This window comes from Staphylococcus sp. FW104-15G4D (genome assembly GCF_058790135.1).
The window spans coordinates 279,504-298,333 of the sequence record NZ_JBYTCH010000002.1 but is presented as its reverse complement, the minus strand read 5'-3'; the positions used below and the strand labels follow the sequence as shown (position 1 = coordinate 298,333).

At 33.5% G+C, this 18,830-nt stretch carries 15 protein-coding genes; 11 read left to right on the top strand and 4 right to left on the bottom strand.

Features of this window, described 5'->3' with window-relative positions:
• The first annotated feature begins 53 nt into the window (after nucleotides 1–53).
• The 8 genes from AC3WQX_RS07840 (at nucleotide 54) to galU (ending at nucleotide 9,274) form a co-directional block, all read left to right on the top strand.
• Nucleotides 54–2,009, top strand: coding sequence for an FUSC family protein (locus AC3WQX_RS07840; protein ID WP_193626832.1), 1,956 nt, complete (start codon nucleotides 54–56; stop codon nucleotides 2,007–2,009).
• 75 nt (nucleotides 2,010–2,084) lie between these two features.
• Nucleotides 2,085–2,498 carry a DUF2188 domain-containing protein gene (locus tag AC3WQX_RS07835; protein WP_049427906.1) on the top strand — a complete coding sequence of 138 codons (414 nt, stop codon included), beginning with the start codon at nucleotides 2,085–2,087 and terminating at the stop codon, nucleotides 2,496–2,498.
• A gap of 144 nt (nucleotides 2,499–2,642) precedes the next feature.
• Complete coding sequence (locus AC3WQX_RS07830) at nucleotides 2,643–3,338, top strand: GTP pyrophosphokinase (RefSeq protein WP_492740023.1); 696 nt, start codon at nucleotides 2,643–2,645, stop codon at nucleotides 3,336–3,338.
• A gap of 156 nt (nucleotides 3,339–3,494) precedes the next feature.
• Nucleotides 3,495–4,367, top strand: a complete 873-nt coding sequence (locus AC3WQX_RS07825) for an alpha/beta fold hydrolase (RefSeq protein WP_193626834.1) — start codon at nucleotides 3,495–3,497, stop codon at nucleotides 4,365–4,367.
• Nucleotides 4,368–4,584: 217 nt separating this feature from the next.
• Entirely contained in the window at nucleotides 4,585–5,265 is a 681-nt protein-coding gene (locus AC3WQX_RS07820) for a GntR family transcriptional regulator (RefSeq protein ID WP_049427910.1), read from the top strand.
• A gap of 25 nt (nucleotides 5,266–5,290) precedes the next feature.
• Entirely contained in the window at nucleotides 5,291–6,832 is a 1,542-nt protein-coding gene (gene gntK / locus AC3WQX_RS07815; RefSeq protein ID WP_049427912.1) for a gluconokinase, read from the top strand.
• Nucleotides 6,833–6,896: 64 nt separating this feature from the next.
• Nucleotides 6,897–8,255: a gluconate:H+ symporter gene (locus AC3WQX_RS07810; protein WP_029625751.1), complete on the top strand. Its 1,359-nt coding sequence runs from the start codon at nucleotides 6,897–6,899 to the stop codon at nucleotides 8,253–8,255.
• Nucleotides 8,256–8,404: 149 nt separating this feature from the next.
• A complete protein-coding gene (galU, locus tag AC3WQX_RS07805; RefSeq protein WP_002469897.1) occupies nucleotides 8,405–9,274 on the top strand; it encodes a UTP--glucose-1-phosphate uridylyltransferase GalU in 870 nt (289 codons plus the stop codon).
• A 48-nt stretch (nucleotides 9,275–9,322) separates the two neighbouring features.
• Here galU and AC3WQX_RS07800 read toward each other — a convergent pair whose 3' ends face one another.
• On the bottom strand, nucleotides 9,323–11,230 hold the full coding sequence (locus tag AC3WQX_RS07800; protein ID WP_227489902.1) for a glycosyltransferase family 2 protein: 1,908 nt from the start codon (nucleotides 11,228–11,230) through the stop codon (nucleotides 9,323–9,325).
• Nucleotides 11,231–11,510: 280 nt separating this feature from the next.
• Between AC3WQX_RS07800 and AC3WQX_RS07795 the strand changes: the two genes are divergently transcribed.
• Nucleotides 11,511–11,702 carry a hypothetical protein gene (locus AC3WQX_RS07795; RefSeq protein WP_002432938.1) on the top strand — a complete coding sequence of 64 codons (192 nt, stop codon included), beginning with the start codon at nucleotides 11,511–11,513 and terminating at the stop codon, nucleotides 11,700–11,702.
• Nucleotides 11,703–12,081: 379 nt separating this feature from the next.
• Here AC3WQX_RS07795 and AC3WQX_RS07790 read toward each other — a convergent pair whose 3' ends face one another.
• Nucleotides 12,082–12,384 carry a DUF1413 domain-containing protein gene (locus tag AC3WQX_RS07790; protein ID WP_049427919.1) on the bottom strand — a complete coding sequence of 101 codons (303 nt, stop codon included), beginning with the start codon at nucleotides 12,382–12,384 and terminating at the stop codon, nucleotides 12,082–12,084.
• A 192-nt stretch (nucleotides 12,385–12,576) separates the two neighbouring features.
• Between AC3WQX_RS07790 and AC3WQX_RS07785 the strand changes: the two genes are divergently transcribed.
• Both AC3WQX_RS07785 and AC3WQX_RS07780 read left to right on the top strand, forming a co-directional pair.
• On the top strand, nucleotides 12,577–13,269 hold the full coding sequence (locus tag AC3WQX_RS07785) for an SDR family oxidoreductase (protein ID WP_193626835.1): 693 nt from the start codon (nucleotides 12,577–12,579) through the stop codon (nucleotides 13,267–13,269).
• Between the two features lie 105 nt (nucleotides 13,270–13,374).
• On the top strand, nucleotides 13,375–14,607 hold the full coding sequence (locus tag AC3WQX_RS07780) for an acetylornithine deacetylase (protein WP_492740019.1): 1,233 nt from the start codon (nucleotides 13,375–13,377) through the stop codon (nucleotides 14,605–14,607).
• A 130-nt stretch (nucleotides 14,608–14,737) separates the two neighbouring features.
• Here the strand turns inward: AC3WQX_RS07780 and AC3WQX_RS07775 are convergent, their stop codons facing one another.
• Together AC3WQX_RS07775 and ppx are read right to left on the bottom strand one after the other, a co-directional pair.
• Complete coding sequence (locus tag AC3WQX_RS07775; protein ID WP_049427925.1) at nucleotides 14,738–16,903, bottom strand: RNA degradosome polyphosphate kinase; 2,166 nt, start codon at nucleotides 16,901–16,903, stop codon at nucleotides 14,738–14,740.
• 64 nt (nucleotides 16,904–16,967) lie between these two features.
• Nucleotides 16,968–18,500, bottom strand: coding sequence for an exopolyphosphatase (gene ppx / locus AC3WQX_RS07770; protein ID WP_070597678.1), 1,533 nt, complete (start codon nucleotides 18,498–18,500; stop codon nucleotides 16,968–16,970).
• Between the last annotated feature and the right edge of the window lie 330 nt (nucleotides 18,501–18,830).

The following is an 18,830-nucleotide window of genomic DNA, read 5'->3' as shown; positions in this document are numbered from 1 at the left end:
TCGTTCTTTCTTATGTTCTTATTTGGGGATGTAAATTAGAAAGGAAGATTAAAGTGAATCACGTACTTAATTCACTGACCCGTGTTGATAAATCTAAAATTGATTATTATAAAGGGTTAAGACAAGGATTATTACTTATTATACCTGCTTTAATAGGCTATTTTTTTGGATTTTTCAATTTTGGCTTATTAATATCAACAGGTACACTTGCACATGTCTATGTGTTTAAAGGCTCAACGCAATCTATGTTAAGAACAGTTATTATCTGCTCACTGTCGTTCTCACTTTGTATGATGTTAGGTACGTTAACGATTATACAGCCGATAGTATTTGGTCTTATCTTACTTGTTGTCGTTGCGGTACCGTATTATATTTTTAATGCACTCAAAGTAGCTGGACCGTCTTCTACCTTCTTCTTAGTAACATATTGTTTGCCTATTAATTTACCTCATGCGCCAGAAGAAGCATTACTACGTGGCTTAGGCATTCTTATTGGTGGTATATTAGCGACAATAACTGTAATGTTAACCATCTTATTTACCAAAGTTAAAGCAGAAGATAGAGCGATTAACGCGGATTTTGCTACAATTCATAACTTGTTACATCATTATAATGACCCTGAAGCGTTTAAAACATACGCGAGAAATGCTGTAACTGAATTTAGAACATCGGAAAAGCTCCTTATCACTTCTACATCAGGTGGTAATGGAAAGTTAAGTTCACGTTTCCAAAAGTTAATACTCCTACATACTGCAGCACAAGGTATCTATTCAGAGTTACTCGAATTAAATGAGAAAAATGTTCGTCCTATTCCACAAGATCTTATTGAAATGATGGATCATATTTATAATGGAATACAACAACCTCGAACTTCAAGACCATGGACAAAGCCTGTGGACGTACCTTCAGAATTTGAAAATTTATTGAATCATATATTGAAAATCGATGAAATGGTACATGCGAACGACAATCAAATTGAACATGAAGCCGACATTCGCAAACCACTCTATAGTAAACGTATTTATCAAAATTTAACTTTTGATTCAATCGTCTTCAGAAATGCGCTACAATATATGGTTATTATGGCTATAGCAATATTTATTGCGCTAGGATTTAATATTCAAAAGGCTTATTGGGTACCACTTTCAGCACATACTGTATTACTCTCAAATATGACGACAATCCGTTCACTTGACCGTGCATTAGCAAGAGGAATAGGTACAATTATTGGCGCCCTTATTTTGTCAGGCATATTAGCCTTAAACATTAATCCGTTAATTGCAATATTAATCATGGGTGTTTCAGCAGTGATGACTGAAGCGTTTGTTGCGGCAAACTATGCATTTGCTGTTATTTTCATTACTACTCAAGTAATTATGCTGAATGGTCTAGCTTCGCATAACTTAAGTATAGAAATTGCTTATACACGTATTATCGACGTTATATTAGGTATTGTCATAACTGTTATAGGGATATTCTTAGTTGCCAGAAATACGGCCTCCTCAATGTTACCAGGAGCGATTGCAGAACTAGTTCGTAAAGAAGCCACGCTATTTCATTATTTATTTTCTAAAAATAAATACGAAACGAATGAAGTAGATAAGGGAGAACGTTTAAATTTAAACGTAAAAATCAGCAACGTCACTCAAATGTATAATTCTGCCAACGGAGAATTGTTCAGTAATAAAGAGGTTGTGCGATATTATTATCCAAGTATCTTTGCGTTAGAGGAAATTAGTTTTATGTTAGAAAGAGCGATGAATAACAAACATCGTATAACTATCGATGATGAGCAAATGGGCGAGTATCTCTTAGCGTTTGAAAATATTGCCAAGCATTTCCAACTACAAGGCAGTTTAGAGGAAAGAGAGTTAAGTCATTTACCTCAATATAATTATATTCGATCAGCATTAATTAATATTCAGCGTAACAGTGTTCACGCACGTAAAGATATCACAGAAAATGAGGAAGAACATCATACTTCAAATGACTCTCAATCAAAAGGTTAGTAAGTGAACCTTTCGTTTAATAACTCATGATAGTGGTAAATACTATTAAAAGTTATTTTATTGGGAGGTAAAGTTATGCCTTGGACAATGGACGATTACCCACAAAGTTGGAAAAATTTCGATGAACTTGAACGTAAGAAGGCAATAGACATCGGAAATGCTATGCTAAAAGATGGCTATAAAGAAGGCGACGTGATTCCTATTGCTACACAACAAGCTGAAAAATGGTATAAAGATGCGTCTAAGGAAGCATTAGATGAATTAAAGAATAAACATATCACACAACACCAGAAAGATCAGTCAGCTAATCCAAAATTAAATGACGAAAATATACATGTTTATTACGAAGACAATGAATGGAAAGTTAAAACTGAAGATGCTAAACAAGCTTCAGATACATTCGATCAAAAGCAAGACGCCGTGAAACGTGCGAACGAGATTGCTGACAATAAAGGAACTAAAGTCATCGAACATAAAAAAGATGAATAGATTAAATTGAACTGCGTAAGTGCTCATACTTATGCGGTTTTAGTTTGCTTACTTAAATGAGGCGAAAGTATGATGGGCTAACGTTTCTCTATCGATTTCAATTCCGATATAATGGAGGTGTATAGAAAACGGAGGTCGAGATATATGTACGTAGAAAGAAAGCCTTCATTATATGTCGAAGACTTAAGAAATGAATTCAAAAATAGTTTAAATAACTTTCAGGATAGTGAGGCAGCATTTGATACACTATTAGACTTTGTTGAACTAGACCATGTGTATTCTTCCGCACTTAAAGAAATTAGTACGAAGTTAAGTATTTTAGATGAAAATTTTAATTATCAATTTAAACATAATCCCATACATCATATGGAAAGACGAGTTAAAGAAATGCACAGCTTAGTTAAGAAACTAAGTCGTAAAGAGCTTGAAGTGAGTGCACAAAGCGCCAAAGAGAATATCATGGATATTGCAGGTATTCGAGTGGTTTGTAATTATTTAGATGATATTTATGTGATTGAACAAATGCTACTCAAACAAGAAGACGTTAAATTGTTGAAGCGAAAAGATTATATTGAACATCCCAAAGAAAATGGCTATCGTAGTTTGCATATTGTGGTATCCATTCCTGTCTTTTTAGCTGATGCTGTAGAAGTGACGCCAGTAGAAATTCAAATTCGTACAATTGGTATGGATATGTGGGCAAGTTTAGAACATAAGATTCGATATAAGAATGACGCAGACACTGAAAAGTATAAAGGATTACTTGAACAATGTGCGACTGATATTACAAATGTTGAAAGTAAGATGCAACAAATCCATTCAGAGATATCGAGTAATTAAAGTGTATTATAGAATGAATTTTATTAACCATCTGGTCACACAGATGGTTTTAATTATGTTAAATTCAATAACCACTTTATTTTGGCTATATTTATATAAAAATTATTTATATGTTATTATTATTTTAATTGATATATTAGAAATACGAGGTTATTTATGATTAAGCAGAATTTTACAACTAAGGTTTATCCACTGAAACGATTTAAAGATGAATATAGCGAAGTCGCATACGCAGGAGATATGAATTCTAATAATGTAATTGTCTTTATCCACGGAGCATTATTAACTTATAAAATAATGACAATGTTCGAACCCTATTTTAGAGAATATAAAATGATCTTTGTGAATTGTCCTAGTAGAGGAAAGAGTTCTGATTTAGACAGGGATACACACACGCTTGATGATTACTCTGAACGTATTTATGATGTCTTAACGCAAGTGGTTGAGGAACAACAAATTCACGAAATAAGTATCGTCGGTTATTCAATGGGAGGTATGATTGCAACGCGTCTACTTAAATACAATACTCTCCCCATTACTCATCTTATTTATTTACATAGCGCAGCTAAAATTACCCCAGATGCTAGTATGCTCGCGCGTCTATTTACAAATAATAGTAAGAGGGATATTTTGAAGGACGAAGTGAAAGCAGTTAAAAATCTTCCTCAATACATCTTGAACAAAACCATTTATGCTCATAAAGAGAATGCGTTAGATTTAATACAATTTGTCGCTCCAATAAAAACCATCATTACCGACATACTCTATACTATTAAGACAGATTACTTACCCGATATAGATGAAATAAAGCAGTTCCCTAAAATCATGTTCATGTCTGGTAAAGAAGATCAAATTATTCCATACACAGATTCACAAGCCACACTTGAAAAGTTTAAACAACTGGGTGGTGAAACAAAAGAAATATTATATCCAGGAATAGGTCATATCGATTTTCCTAGTGTGTTGGAAACAACTTCTAAAGATCAAATAGGCGTAGTAGACCATATTAAAAATTGGATTTCGAATTAAATGAAAAAGTAAGACGGAAGGGCGTCTTAAACACATTTCTGTGTCGAAGTTTCCAAAACTTAAATAGAAAACAGATACTAACCTTGACGTAATATTACGTTAAGGTTTTTTATTTTGAAAAATAATAACAACTAAAGAAAGCGCTTGCAAAATAAAAACGTGTATATTACCATACTTGTATACAAGTTAAGATGTTCAAGTTTGGAGGGTGGAGACAATGACTTATGGCTATCCTAAAAAGTGGATGGAAGGTTTAACAACCGGAGAGTCTATTGCAGCTGAAATACGTTTAGGAATCGTAAGCGGAGAAATCTTAGCTGACACATTATTAACAGAGAATCAAATAGCCAAGCAATTTAATGTTAGTCGCTCTCCAGTTAGAGATGCTTTCAAATTGTTACAAACTGACCAATTAATACATCTTGAACGTATGGGAGCTCAAGTTTTATCTTTTGGAGATCAAAAGAAAAGAGAAATGTATGATTTACGTCTCATGCTTGAATCTTTCGCATTTTCAAGATTAAAAGGTCATGACACACAAGCGATAGCTAAAGAAATGAAGAAACAATTAGAAATGATGAAAGTGGCGGTTCAGTTTGAGGATGCAGAGGCATTTACAAAACATGATTTCGAATTTCATGAAGTCATCATTTATGCTGCGAATCATCAATATCTTAAAACATTTTGGAATCACTTGAAGCCAGTAATGGAGTCGCTCATATTACTATCTATGAGACATCGAATGGCTACAGACAAACAAGATTTTGAAAGAATTCATCGCAACCACCAAGTATTTATAGAAGCAATTGAACATTATGATGCTGAGAAATTAAGAGAAGCGTTTCACTTAAACTTTGATGACGTTGGAAAAAATATAGAAAGTTTTTGGTTACGGTAAAGATTTGGAAGAGAGGGACCCTATAATGAAATATATGATTGGCGTTGATATCGGAACTACAAGTACTAAATCTGTACTTTACGATGAAAATGGTCAATTTATAATGAAACATAATATTGGTTATGACTTACATACACCCAATGTAGACGTATCAGAAGAAAATCCAGATGAATTATTTGATGCAGTGTTAATGACGGTGAAGTACATCGTTCGAGAATCTGGTATTTCGAAGAAAGATATTAAGTTAATTTCATTTAGTGCTCAAATGCACAGCTTAGTGGCAATGGACGCTCAAAATAAACGTTTAACTGAGAATATTACTTGGGCTGACAATCGCTCAAGTCGCTATGCTGATTTAATTGAAAATGAATATAATGGCTTTGAAATTTATCAGCGAACAGGTACACCGTTACATCCAATGTCACCACTATCTAAGATTTTCTGGATGAAACATGAACAACCTGCCATATATAATCAAACAGCTAAATTTGCTGATATTAAGACTTACATTTTCTATCAATTATTTGGTAAGTATGTCATCGATTATTCAATGGCGTCAGCAACTGGGATGTTCAACTTAGGACAATTAGACTGGGATGAAAAAGCGCTAAAACTACTAGGTATTAGTAGAGACCAATTACCAGAGCTTGTACCAACAACCCATATCTTAACTGGCATGAAGAAACGTTTTGCCGAGCTCATGGATATTGATGAAAATACTCCAGTGGTTGTGGGAGCAAGTGATGGTGTACTTTCGAATTTAGGTGTTAATAGCTATAAAAAAGGTGAAGTTGCAGTGACTATCGGTACATCCGGTGCCATTAGAACAGTTATAAATAAACCACGTACAGATTATAAAGGTCGTATATTTTGTTATGTTTTAGATGATGAACACTACGTCATTGGTGGTCCAGTGAATAATGGTGGAGTGATTCTACGATGGTTACGTGATGAGATTCTTGCAAGCGAAGTAGAAACTGCTAAGCGTTTAGGTGTTGATCCCTACGATGTGTTAACGCAAATTGCTAGTCGAGTAAAACCAGGTGCAGAAGGTCTTATCTTTCATCCATATCTTGCTGGTGAACGTGCCCCACTATGGAATGCAGACGCTAGAGGTTCATTCTTTGGTTTAACGCTCTCTCATAAAAAGGAACATATGATACGTGCAGCATTAGAAGGTGTACTTTACAATTTATACACTGTATATCTTGCGTTAATAGAAGTTATGAATGAGACACCAAATACAATTAAAGCGACAGGTGGTTTCGCTAAAAGTGAGATTTGGAGACAAATGATGGCAGATATTTTTGATACTAATCTTATCGTGCCAGAAAGTTATGAGAGTTCATGCTTAGGTGCATGTGTACTAGGACTGAAAGCAATAGGGGAAATTGATGACTTCTCTATTATTGAAAAAATGGTAGGAACAACGAACGCTCATCAACCAAATGAAGATACTGTAGCAATTTATCAAGAGCTTGTTAAAATCTTTATTAATATAAGTCGCTCTATAACTGAAAGCTATAGTGAAATAGCAAACTTCCAACGTAAACATATAAGCAATTAAGCACTAAGAGTATTAACTATAAAGTTGCAACTCAGACATTTAAAAGAGAAAGAAGGGGAATGTTATGTTTGGAGAAATTTGGCCACTCATAAGTGTTGTACTCGGGATTGTTATCTTACTTACTTTAATTATATTCTTGAAATTAAATACATTTATTTCATTAATCATTACTTCAATCATTACGGCACTATTACTAGGAATGCCTTTAAATAAAATTATGGAAACGATTGAAAATGGAATGGGTAGTACCTTAGGTCATATTGCGCTCATCTTCGGATTAGGAGCAATTTTAGGTAAACTACTAGCTGATGGTGGAGGTGCTACTCGAATTGCAGATACGCTCATCGCTAAATTTGGTCAGAAACATGTTCAGTGGGCTATGCTCATCGCTGCTTTCATCGTAGGTATTGCATTATTCTTTGAAGTTGGTTTAGTACTATTAATACCACTAGTATTTACAGTAGCTAAGCGTGCAAATGTTTCAATCTTAAAATTAGGACTACCAATGGTTACAGCATTATCAGTAACTCATGGTTTCTTACCACCACATCCGGGGCCTGTCGTGATAGCAAAAGAGCTTAAAGCTAATATTGGTGAAGTATTATTATACGGTATCATCATTGCAATTCCAGTGACACTTATCGCAGGCCCATTCTTTAATCATATGGCTCAAAAAATAATTCCTAGTGCTTATAGACGCGAAGGGGATATTACTTCATTAGGTACTCAAAAAGAATTCAAAGAGGAAGAAATGCCAAGTTTTGGTATTAGCTTACTTACAGCAACATTACCGGTTATTTTAATGTTAATTTCTACAATTGTGCAATTAGTGACAGGTCATGAAGATCCAACAAACTGGTTTGAACAAATCATTTATCTTATAGGAACAGCTGGTACAGCAATGTTAATTGCGGTTATCTTTGCGATTTTCTCCATGGGTGTAATGAGGCAACGTAAGATGGAGAATATTATGGAATCCGTTACAAATGCAATTTATCCTATAGGTATGATGTTACTCATCATTGGCGGTGGCGGTACATTTAAACAAGTGTTAATTGATGGAGGCGTTGGAGACACCATCGCTAAAATGTTTGAAGGTTCCAACATGTCACCTATATTGCTCGCATGGATTGTCGCAGCTGTATTACGTATCGCGCTTGGATCAGCTACAGTTGCTGCGGTCTCAACAACAGGAATTGTAATACCTTTATTACATCATTCAGATACGAACGTAGCATTAGTTGTGCTCGCAATTGGTGCAGGAAGTGTTATCCTATCCCACGTCAATGATGCAGGTTTCTGGATGTTCAGAGAATACTTTGGTCTCACGATTAAAGAAACATTCTTAACGTGGTCATTACTAGAGACAATCATCTCTGTTTCTGGAATTATTTTCATACTATTTATCAGTTTATTTGTTTAATTAAATATAACCGAATGATTATCGATATGAATAACAGTCCCTTCACTAAGTAAATTGGTGAAGGGATTAACTCTACTATGAAAGCATTTTAAATAATGATACACTTTAAAATGAATACGATAAACAATATAAATAAAGGGGTTTACATATTGAGACAAATTAAGAAAGCAATTATACCTGCAGCTGGCTTAGGTACGAGATTCTTACCAGCTACAAAAGCTATGCCTAAAGAAATGTTACCAATATTGGATAAACCAACGATACAATACATAGTAGAAGAAGCCTCACGCGCAGGCATCGAAGATATTATTATCGTTACTGGAAAACACAAACGAGCAATTGAAGATCATTTCGATAATCAAAAAGAACTTGAAATGGTGTTAGAAGATAAAGGTAAAACTGAATTATTAGAAAAAGTTCAATATTCTACTGAATTAGCTAATATTTTCTATGTACGACAAAAAGAGCAAAAAGGTTTAGGACATGCAATTTATTCTGCTCGTCAATTTATAGGTGATGAACCGTTTGCTGTGCTTCTAGGTGATGATATTGTTGAATCAGATACACCAGCTATTAAACAATTAATGGAAGTATATGAAGAAACTGGTAATTCAGTTATAGGTGTTCAAGAGGTGCCAGAGTCAGAAACGCATCGCTACGGTATTATTGATCCTTTATCTAAAAAAGAACGTCGTTACGAAGTTCAAAAGTTTGTTGAGAAACCTGAACAAGGTACAGCACCTTCTAATTTAGCAATTATGGGACGTTATGTCCTAACTCCAGAGATCTTTGATTATTTAAAAACACAGAAAAAAGGTGCAGGTAATGAAATTCAACTCACTGATGCTATCGAACGAATGAATAGTGAACATCAAGTATTTGCATATGACTTTATCGGTAACCGCTACGATGTTGGTGAAAAGTTAGGGTTCGTAAAAACTACTATCGAATACGCACTAAAAGACGAAAGTATGAAAGATGAACTTAAGCAATTCATCAAAAAACTTAATATTGATTAATATGAAAAGGCACACAGAAATTTTATTTCTGTGTGCCTTCTTAATGTATTAATGTAATACCTCTACAAACTTAACATTAGCAGTAATGTAATAACCATCAACGGTTTTTAATCTTGGAGTAAAATTATTTGTATAATCGATATCGATAATATTTAATTCATCTTTAGGTTGCATCGTTTGAATTGGTTCGTTTTTGAAAGTAACGTCAGTGTAAAGTTTACACTTCTTCAATACTCTAATTCTTTTAGGAATAGTAGAAACGTAGCCATCTTTCTTTTTCAATTCAGTAGGTTTAACAAAATTTACATTAGCAGTAATGAATCGCTTATCTTTAGTAATTAATCTCATTGTTCCCTTAGATGATTGACTCATATCTGATATGGGAATTAAACTACCTTTTTTAATAGTATTAAATTCTTCTTTAAAATCTGCATCAATATAACTTTTAATAGTTTTTTTAGTAATTATAAAATTGGGTTTTTCGCTTAAATACTTAGTATCATTTAGTTTATTTGTTGGGACATCCTCAATTTTAAATTGTTTATTTATAAATTCTAACTTAAAGTTTTGACGGTTTAGACTAACATCATCATTGAAATTAGGATAAGTAGCGAATACAAGTGCTGTTTTGTAAAGATTAAATTTAATAGCAATATTAAAATCAAATTCATCAAAGATTAAATCATCAGTTTTAATATATATGAAGTTATCTTTATGTTCATAATTCACAGATTTAGAAAATCTTTCGTCTCGAATTTTAATTAATTCTACGTTATTGATTTCTACACTTGGTTTAGTAAATAATTCAATTACCTCATAAAATGTATCATCTATCATCTCTGTACCTTTATACACAGGCATACACGCTTCTTGTAGAGGTATTAAATGGTTATATTTATCAGGATATTTTAAATAAACACTTGTATTTTTAATAAACTTTTGTTTGTTAGAATCAAAAATTTTGTAATAAATGTATTCTTGCATAGCTTCTTTATCTGAGTGAAAAAGACTATAAACATTTTTATACTCATCTATAGTAAGTAAGTCTTCCACATTGTATCCAGTTTCTTTAATAATGGATTCTACTTTAGAAAATTGATTGAAAAAGAATTCTTTATTATCAGATTTTAAAAATGTTTTAGTCACTAAGAAGCGTTGCATGTAATCCACTTCTACTATACGACTCAAAATACTTTCCATAGCTATTTTAGGAATATCTAAATTAACAATTTGACGTAAAACTTCTAAATTGATTTTTGATTTTTCAATAACATCAGTAGATTTAACTAATGAGACATTATCTGTAAAGCGATTAACGTGATAGGTAGCTTCAGTTGTCATTGATGCACTTGTACACTTACTAATTAATTCCGCAAAGAATAATTTATCTTCACCAAATTTCATATGTTGAAATTTTATTTGATTATCTATTACTGTTGAACGCTTAAAGATTTTACCTGGTGGACCCACAGCACGAAAAATTTCATTGATTTCATATGGAATTAAACCATTGGCTTCCTTATATGAAGCGAAACGAGCCATTTTAGAAACATTTTTATCTTTATGCCTAAAGCTTTGTCCAAAGCCAATATCTGAATGATGTTCAGACATTTGAAATACTAATTTCGGAAAGCCCTTTTTATCTAACCAATCGTCAGCATCCAATAAAGCAATGTATTCACCATTTGCCACCTCGATACCTACATTACGAGGTTCAGCTGGACTTCCAGAGTTTTGTTCTAATTGAATACATTTTATAAAATCGTACTTATCATCATAGTACTGAAGAATTTCATAAGATCTATCCGAAGAAACATCATCTACAAATATAGCTTCAATTAATGAATGGTCCATTTCTAAATCCACTAAAGATTGTACACATCTCTCAATAAAAGGTTCCTTATTATAAACAGGAACAACAATTGAAATTAACTTACTAATTTTAAACTCCCCCAAAACAAAAATATTACTCACTATATTTTTGTATAATAAAATAGTTATACTACAAGAATAGCGTTTTTACAAGAAACAGAATAGATATATTACCTAAAACTTTTTAAAGAACTATCACAAGGTTATTATAAATTATGTTGATGCTTAAATATTATCGAGAATTTACATAAAAAATAAGAAGTGATGATTTTGTGAAAAGTATCACAAAATACTTTTATTTTACATGAAAAGGTGTAGTATATGAATTGTAAGGAGTAAGTAATAAATTATGGAGTGATTGACTATGAGAAATGTAATTGAGAATTTAATTAACTCTGATGTAAGTAGTTACGAAATTTATGTACACACTGGCGTAAATCAAGGTCTTATAGGTGATCTTAAAGATGGATATTTAACAATTGACTCAATCCCTTATATTGATGCCGAGAGATTATATTATTATAGTCTAGAACGTAAATCCCTTGTTACAAGTTAACCAAACCAATAACGCTATTGATAACTCCCGAAAATGATGAAATGAACTTGCTCTCAAAGAGTAATTGAGAGCAACAAACACTCTATATACCCCTAAAATCTAGAATAATGTGTTAGAAGACCACATCCTACGCCCCAGTAAGATGTGGTCTTCACTATGTTTATTCAACTTATTAATTATTTAATAAATAAAAAATTAAAATCCGAAAATTACACTTTAAGTATTTAATATTTTTTGAAGGGTGAACGAAAAATAAGGTCATCCGACTCCTGTGGGGATAAGACGAGTTGAAAACTTGCATAGCAAGGTTGAGACTGTCTCCAAGGAAAGCGCGATGACCAAACTATATTCATCTTCTAATGAATTATTCTGGACTAATCTATTGAGTAATACGACCTCTTGGGTTTTCTTTTTTATCATTTTGTTTAAAGTTCTTTTTAATACCATTATATTCATAAGTGATATTAAATAACTTATTCTTTGCTGCATCTCTACTGGCAAATGGTAATCTCACGTCTTCCATCTTCTCAACTTCATGTCTAAAAGCTTTTTCCTCTTTTTGACGTTCTTTTATAGACATATTTAACCATTCTTCTTTAGTAAATAAATCTTCGAAAGGAAATTCAAATGCAGTACGGTGCTTTTCTTCTCTTAACTTTAGAACGCGATCATGATAAGACATCTCTCTCACTACCTCCTTCTAGTATATACTCATAATTATATATCACTACTTTATATTAATTATTAAGTACCCACACTGAAATTATAACATTTTTTAATTTTTGCAATCACTACAATTTTATAGAGTATTGAAAAACGTTAAGATAGATATAACTTATATTGAAATTCATTTTCCAAAAAGGAGACTAAAGATATGTCAGAGTTAAAGAATAAAGTAGCAGTAATTACAGGAGCAGGTAGTGGGATTGGAGAAGCTATAGCCAAAGCGCTAAGCCAACACGGGGTTAACATTGCGCTTGCTGGAAGAAATGAAGAAAAACTACAAACCGTGGCACAACAACTTGAAACTGAGACAAAAGTCATCCCTATAGATGTCACTCAAAAAGACAGTGTTGACCAAATGCTACAAGTCGTTAAAGGACACTATGGTAAAGTCGACATCGTTGTTAATAGTGCTGGACAAAGTTTATCATCTAAAATCACAGATTATGACGTTGAACAATGGGACACAATGATTGATGTGAATTTAAAAGGGACGCTTTATGTATTACAAGCAGCATTACCACATTTATTAAATCAATCATGTGGGCATATTATAAATATTGCTTCTATTTCTGGATTTGAAGTTACGAAGACAAATGCTGTATACAGCGCCACTAAAACAGCAATCCATACTATTACACAAGCCCTTGAAAAAGAACTCGCACGTACCGGTGTAAAAGTGACAAGTGTATCACCAGGCATGGTTGAAACACCAATGACTGAAGGTAATGACTTTGGCGGACGTAAAAAGTTAGATACACGCGACATCGCCGATGCAGTTGTATATGCGTTAACGCAACCAAGCCATGTAAATGTTAATGAAGTGACAGTCAGACCTGTATAGAAGTATTAAAGAGCATATTATTAAGATGACAAGCACTTATAGAATGTTAAACTTGAATTGTAAACTATTTGATACTTTTAATTTACATAAAGGAAGGGATATCAAATGAATCAACGTCAATTCGAGATTTTAAACATGCTTGTTGAATTTAACACGGAGAGTCCTCCAGGAAGAAATACAGACCCATTACAAAATGAAATTGAATTATTATTAAGAGATTTAGGTTTCTCTATTCAGCGAGAACACCTTTATGACAATGATAGTATCATTGTGGCCACTTTAAAGGGGGAAGACCCTGAAGCACCCAAGTTAATATTAAATGGCCATGTTGATGTCGCGTCTGTAGATGATGATCAATATTGGCAATATCCTCCATTCAAGTTAACAGAAGTGGACGGATGGTTATACGGCCGAGGTGTCAGTGATATGAAAGGTGGCATGTCATCCTTATTTTATGTTTTGGAAAGGTTAAATCAAGAAGGACATCGTCCTAAAGGTGACATTATCGTACAATCAGTTGTAGGTGAAGAAGTTGGAGAAGCAGGTACAAAACGTGCATGTGAGATAGGTCCTAGAGGGGATTTAGCCTTAGTATTAGATACGAGTGAAAATCAAGCTTTAGGACAAGGTGGCGTTATCACAGGTTGGATTATTGTTAAAAGTAAAAATACGATACATGATGGCGCCCGTAGCCAGATGATTCATGCGGGCGGTGGTTTATTTGGTGCAAGTGCGATTGAAAAGATGACAAAGGTCATTCAAGCATTAAATGAACTTGAATCTCATTGGGCAGTGATGAAAAAGAGTCCAGGCATGCCACCAGGTGCGAATACCATTAATCCAGCAGTGATAGAAGGCGGTCGTCATCCAGCTTTTATTGCAAATGAATGCCGATTATGGATTACCGTACATTATTTACCTAATGAGCGATATGAAGATGTTGTTGAAGAAATTGAAGATTACTTAAATCGCGTGGCTGAAGCGGATGTTTGGATGAGAGAGAATCCACTTGAGTTTGAGTGGGGTGGAGCATCTATGATTGAAGACAAGGGAGAAATCTTCCCAAGTTTTACAGTGCCAATAGAACATCTTGGATTTAAACAACTAGAAGATGCGCATCAACATGTGCATGGCAGTGCGTTAAGACATGGCATGAGTACGACCGTAACAGATGGTGGTTGGATTGCGCATTTCGATATTCCAACTATATTATATGGTCCAGGTAGTCTGGAAGAGGCACATAGTGTTGATGAAAAGGTTGAGAAACGTGAATTAGAGCAGTATAGCGAAGTGTTATATGAGTTTCTGAAACATTGGTATGAGCACCCTGAGAAGTAATATAGAATGTGAAGTAAATCCAAAATTGTAAGGGTTAAAGTGGATAAAAAAACCCCTCACTATTTCGTATAGTGAGGGGTTGCTTCATATCAAGCAGAAAGACTTGTTACTATAAGTAAAGTTTAAGATTTTATCTTCTAAACGATTCTTTCAATCTACTCATCCAACTACCACCGCGTTTTGAACGAACGGGTTGACCTGTTGGTTGTGCAGTTTGTTTCTTGAGCTCTTGTCCATATTTGATTGCTTTTTGCATTAAGTATACTTGTGAATTTAATGGTGACAAGTTGTTTTTAACATAGTGATATACACCATTTTCATCTTGGTAACGTCCTTTTTCATTATCTGAAAGTTGTAAGTTCATGTAATCGACTAAACGCTTACCAATGGTTTTATTTTCAACAGGGAACAAGATTTCAACACGTTTAATCATGTTACGTGTCATAACATCTGCTGAAGATAAGTAAATACGTTCGTCGCCATTATTATGGAAGTAGTAAATACGAGAGTGTTCAAGTAAACGTCCAACAATACTTACTACTTCAATATTTTCGCTAATTCCAGGAACACCAGGTTTGAGACAACAGATACCTCTTATAATAAGCTGAATTTTAACACCAGCTTGAGAGGCTTCAAAGAGCTTTTCAATAATAGCTTTATCGGTAAGAGAATTCATCTTCATCATAATCTTACCGTTTCCATATTCTAAGTGATTACTGATTTCTTTATCTATGCGATCGATAAAGACATCACGAATATCAAATGGCGCTACAATCAGTTTATTATATTCAGGTTTGATAGAGTAACCACTTAAATAATTAAAGAAGTTAATCGCATCCTCTGCAATTTCTTGATTTGTAGTGATGATTCCCATATCTGTATAAAGTTTGGCTGTTTTGTCATTATAGTTACCTGTACCAAGGTGTACAAATGATGTTAATTCGCCACCAATACGTTTAACTACTAGCGCGATTTTACTGTGTGTCTTAAGGTGTGTCATACCATAAATCACGTGACAACCTGCATCTTCAAGCATACGTGCCCAATGAACGTTATTCTCTTCATCGAAACGAGCTTTTAGTTCCACAAGCACTGTAACTTGCTTACCATTTTCAGCGGCTTCTTTCAGACTATTGATGATTGGCGAGTCTTTACTCACACGGTAAAGCGTCTGTTTAATCGCAATGGTATTTGGATCGTCAGCTGCTTCACGAATAAAATCGACGATAGGCTCAAATGATTCATAAGGATGATGGAAGAAAATATCTCTTTCTAAAGCTAATTTATAAATATTATTGTTCCCTAATGATCTAGGTACTTGTGGCGTGTATTTCTCATAAGTAAGATATTTAAGTTTATTTGAAAGATGGTCAACTAAGCCGAATAAAAATGTTAAATCTAAGGGACCATTTAAGAAGTATACGTCATTTTCTTCTACTTCTAATTGTTCATTAAGCCATTCGATATTCTCTCTTTGAGCTGTACGTCCATCGACTTCTAAACGCACGGCTGAACCACTTTTACGTTCTTTTAAAAAGCGTTCAATTTCAATCAGTAAGTCTTCAGCACCGTCTTCATGAATCGTTAAATCAGCATTTCTGGTAATTCTAAAAGTAAATGTATTTAAAACCTCATATCCTGTAAATAGGTAGTTGATAAAGTATGTAATGACATCTTCAACCATTACAACATATTGTTTATTACCTTCGTTAAGTGTTAAAAAGCGAGGAATTAAAGATGGAATTTGTACAATTGCAGAATTAATAGCATCTTCAGTATCGATATCTACAAAAATATTTAAACTTTTGTTATTTAATTTTGGAAATGGGTGATACGCGTCAATACCTAGTGGCGTCAGAGTAGGTAGAATACGCATTTTGAATTCTTTTTCAAGTTTCTCTATGAGCGTTTCTGATAAACAATCAGGTTTAACCATTTCAATATCATAATTACGTAACTCTTCAATAAGTTCGTTGTAGCGTTGATATTGCATATGTACATACTCTGTATTCTTTATCTTAATCGCATCAAGTTGTTCTTGAGGCGTCATTTGAGCTTTATTTTCAGGTTTGTCATAACCCATTTTCACTTGGTCTTTTAAACCAGCGACACGAACCATGAAAAATTCATCTAAATTTGAACTGAAAATAGATACAAAATTAAGCATTTCGAGTAATGGATTATTCTTATCATAAGCTTCCTGTAAGACTCTATAGTTAAAATCTAACCAACTTAACTCCCTGTTATTATAGTACTGTGGTAAATTAATATCCTTTTCTCCCAATTGAGTTTGCATAACTCTCAATACACCTCATTATTTAGTCTTTATAGTTGTGTAGTCTAAAAATATCATATGAATTTTAAGATTTTGTAAAGATGATTGAAACTTTCCCCTTTAAAATCTTTTCGATATGTTTCTTCTGTCTATTGGCTTGATACTCTTCTGCAATAGGCTCTCCTTTGTAGTAAACATAGAGTTCATATTTATCGTCCTTTTTCTCTTTAAGTTTAACTTCTTCTACAAAGCTGGTATGTGAAATATTTAACGCATTCACAAATTTAATGATGCCACCTAAAGCCTGAATGGTATCAACTTCCTTACCACTAAACCATTCTGTTTCTTTAACATAGAACTTAAGTAATGATTTATTTTTAAAACTTGCAAGTAATGCTAGCTTCACACGGTCTTTATGAGAAAATCCATTAATCATAGAATTCGCAATTAAGTAATAAGTATGTGGTGAACTTGAATCTGAATCTATAAAGCTACCAAGGTAATAAATGTAAGCACCTTCGACGAATAAAGCTTTTTCTTGAGCTGAAACTTTCAAATTACCGTGTTTTAATAGTTGATCCAGTAAAGATTGAGCTAATTTTAATCGACGATTCGCACTATCTTCTTCAATGTTATACTCATTCGCAAGATGTCTTAATGCATCTTGACGTACGTTATCTCTTTTAAATTCATTAGGGTGACGTTGACGTATCAAGTTCATAACATAGCCTTCACGAATACCGTTTCTTGAGAAAGTGAATTGTGTAGCATCAATTTTCTTGAAAAGTGTTTTAAACACTGAGACGGCAGGTAGGATAATATCTACGCGATCTCGACTTAGGCCATCAAGGTTAGTTAAATCATCTCGTGAGCTTTTACGGATGATATCATATACTTCATCGATGTCTTTAAGTGACATGGTATAGTTATGAACGCCACCAATAGGGTAGGAATGTTCTGATTGATGTATTCGCGCAACGTTACGTGCAGAGCCACCTACACCAACGAGTGCAATTTCTTGATCTTTTAACCAATCAAGTTGATTAAACTGTTCGGATAAAAACTTTTCCATACTTTTAATGGCTGGTTTATCGTTATGGTCTTTGTCGCCAAAGAATTGACGTTTTAATGTTACTACTCCAAATGGAAAACTATGTGCCTCTTTAAGTTTCTTGTCTTTGAAGAGCGTCACTTCTGTAGATCCGCCACCAATATCTACAGAAATACCATTTTCAATATCTGTCGTATGTGAAATGGCATAGTATCCATAGAAAGCTTCATCTTCTTCAGGCACAATTTGAATTTTAATATTCAAATCTTTTTTGATTTGCTTAATGATGTCATCTCTATTTTGCGATTGACGTATTGCTGCTGTCGCAATAGGATGTAATTCTTGAACATCAAACTTGTCAGCAACTTTCTTGAAACTACGAAGCGCTTCTTTTAACACTTCAATACCTTCATCGTTCATTTTTGTGTCTTCTGTTAAATATTGACTAAGACGTGCAGGTGTCTTAATGTTGAGGATTTCATTTAGTCCTGTTTCTGTAGTGAAACCAAAAATAACGAGTCGAATCGTATTTGAGCCAATGTCTATTAAACCTATTCTTTCTTCCATCTCTGCCTCCTCTGATTCTTACGGGAAGTTTGAAATTACCCCTGTTTAATTTTATTTTACATGATATAGATAAATTGAAAAGATTTTTAAGAAACTTTTTGTTAAAGTTTTATAGTAATTTGGGAAAACTATAATATTTTAGACAATATGTATTTAATTACGCAGATAAAAGGATGTCTGTAATAAAATTTTGAATTTAAAAGTTTAAAAAGCTAGTACATCTAGAGGGAAGATATACTAGTGATTATTTTTATTGTAAGTGAGTTTAAAATGCTAGGAATGATAGACGGGCTTCAGTGAGCAGGTCAATCGACAATAATACACAACTCG

Coding starts and splice junctions, on each gene's coding strand:
- AC3WQX_RS07835 (WP_049427906.1), top strand. CDS start 2,085: ATGCCTTGGACAATGGACGATTACCCACAAAGTTGGAAAAATTTCGAT.
- AC3WQX_RS07830 (WP_492740023.1), top strand. CDS start 2,643: ATGTACGTAGAAAGAAAGCCTTCATTATATGTCGAAGACTTAAGAAAT.
- AC3WQX_RS07825 (WP_193626834.1), top strand. CDS start 3,495: ATGATTAAGCAGAATTTTACAACTAAGGTTTATCCACTGAAACGATTT.
- AC3WQX_RS07820 (WP_049427910.1), top strand. CDS start 4,585: ATGACTTATGGCTATCCTAAAAAGTGGATGGAAGGTTTAACAACCGGA.
- gntK (WP_049427912.1), top strand. CDS start 5,291: ATGAAATATATGATTGGCGTTGATATCGGAACTACAAGTACTAAATCT.
- AC3WQX_RS07810 (WP_029625751.1), top strand. CDS start 6,897: ATGTTTGGAGAAATTTGGCCACTCATAAGTGTTGTACTCGGGATTGTT.
- AC3WQX_RS07795 (WP_002432938.1), top strand. CDS start 11,511: ATGAGAAATGTAATTGAGAATTTAATTAACTCTGATGTAAGTAGTTAC.
- AC3WQX_RS07790 (WP_049427919.1), bottom strand. CDS start 12,384: ATGTCTTATCATGATCGCGTTCTAAAGTTAAGAGAAGAAAAGCACCGT.
- AC3WQX_RS07785 (WP_193626835.1), top strand. CDS start 12,577: ATGTCAGAGTTAAAGAATAAAGTAGCAGTAATTACAGGAGCAGGTAGT.
- AC3WQX_RS07780 (WP_492740019.1), top strand. CDS start 13,375: ATGAATCAACGTCAATTCGAGATTTTAAACATGCTTGTTGAATTTAAC.
- AC3WQX_RS07775 (WP_049427925.1), bottom strand. CDS start 16,903: ATGCAAACTCAATTGGGAGAAAAGGATATTAATTTACCACAGTACTAT.
- ppx (WP_070597678.1), bottom strand. CDS start 18,500: ATGGAAGAAAGAATAGGTTTAATAGACATTGGCTCAAATACGATTCGA.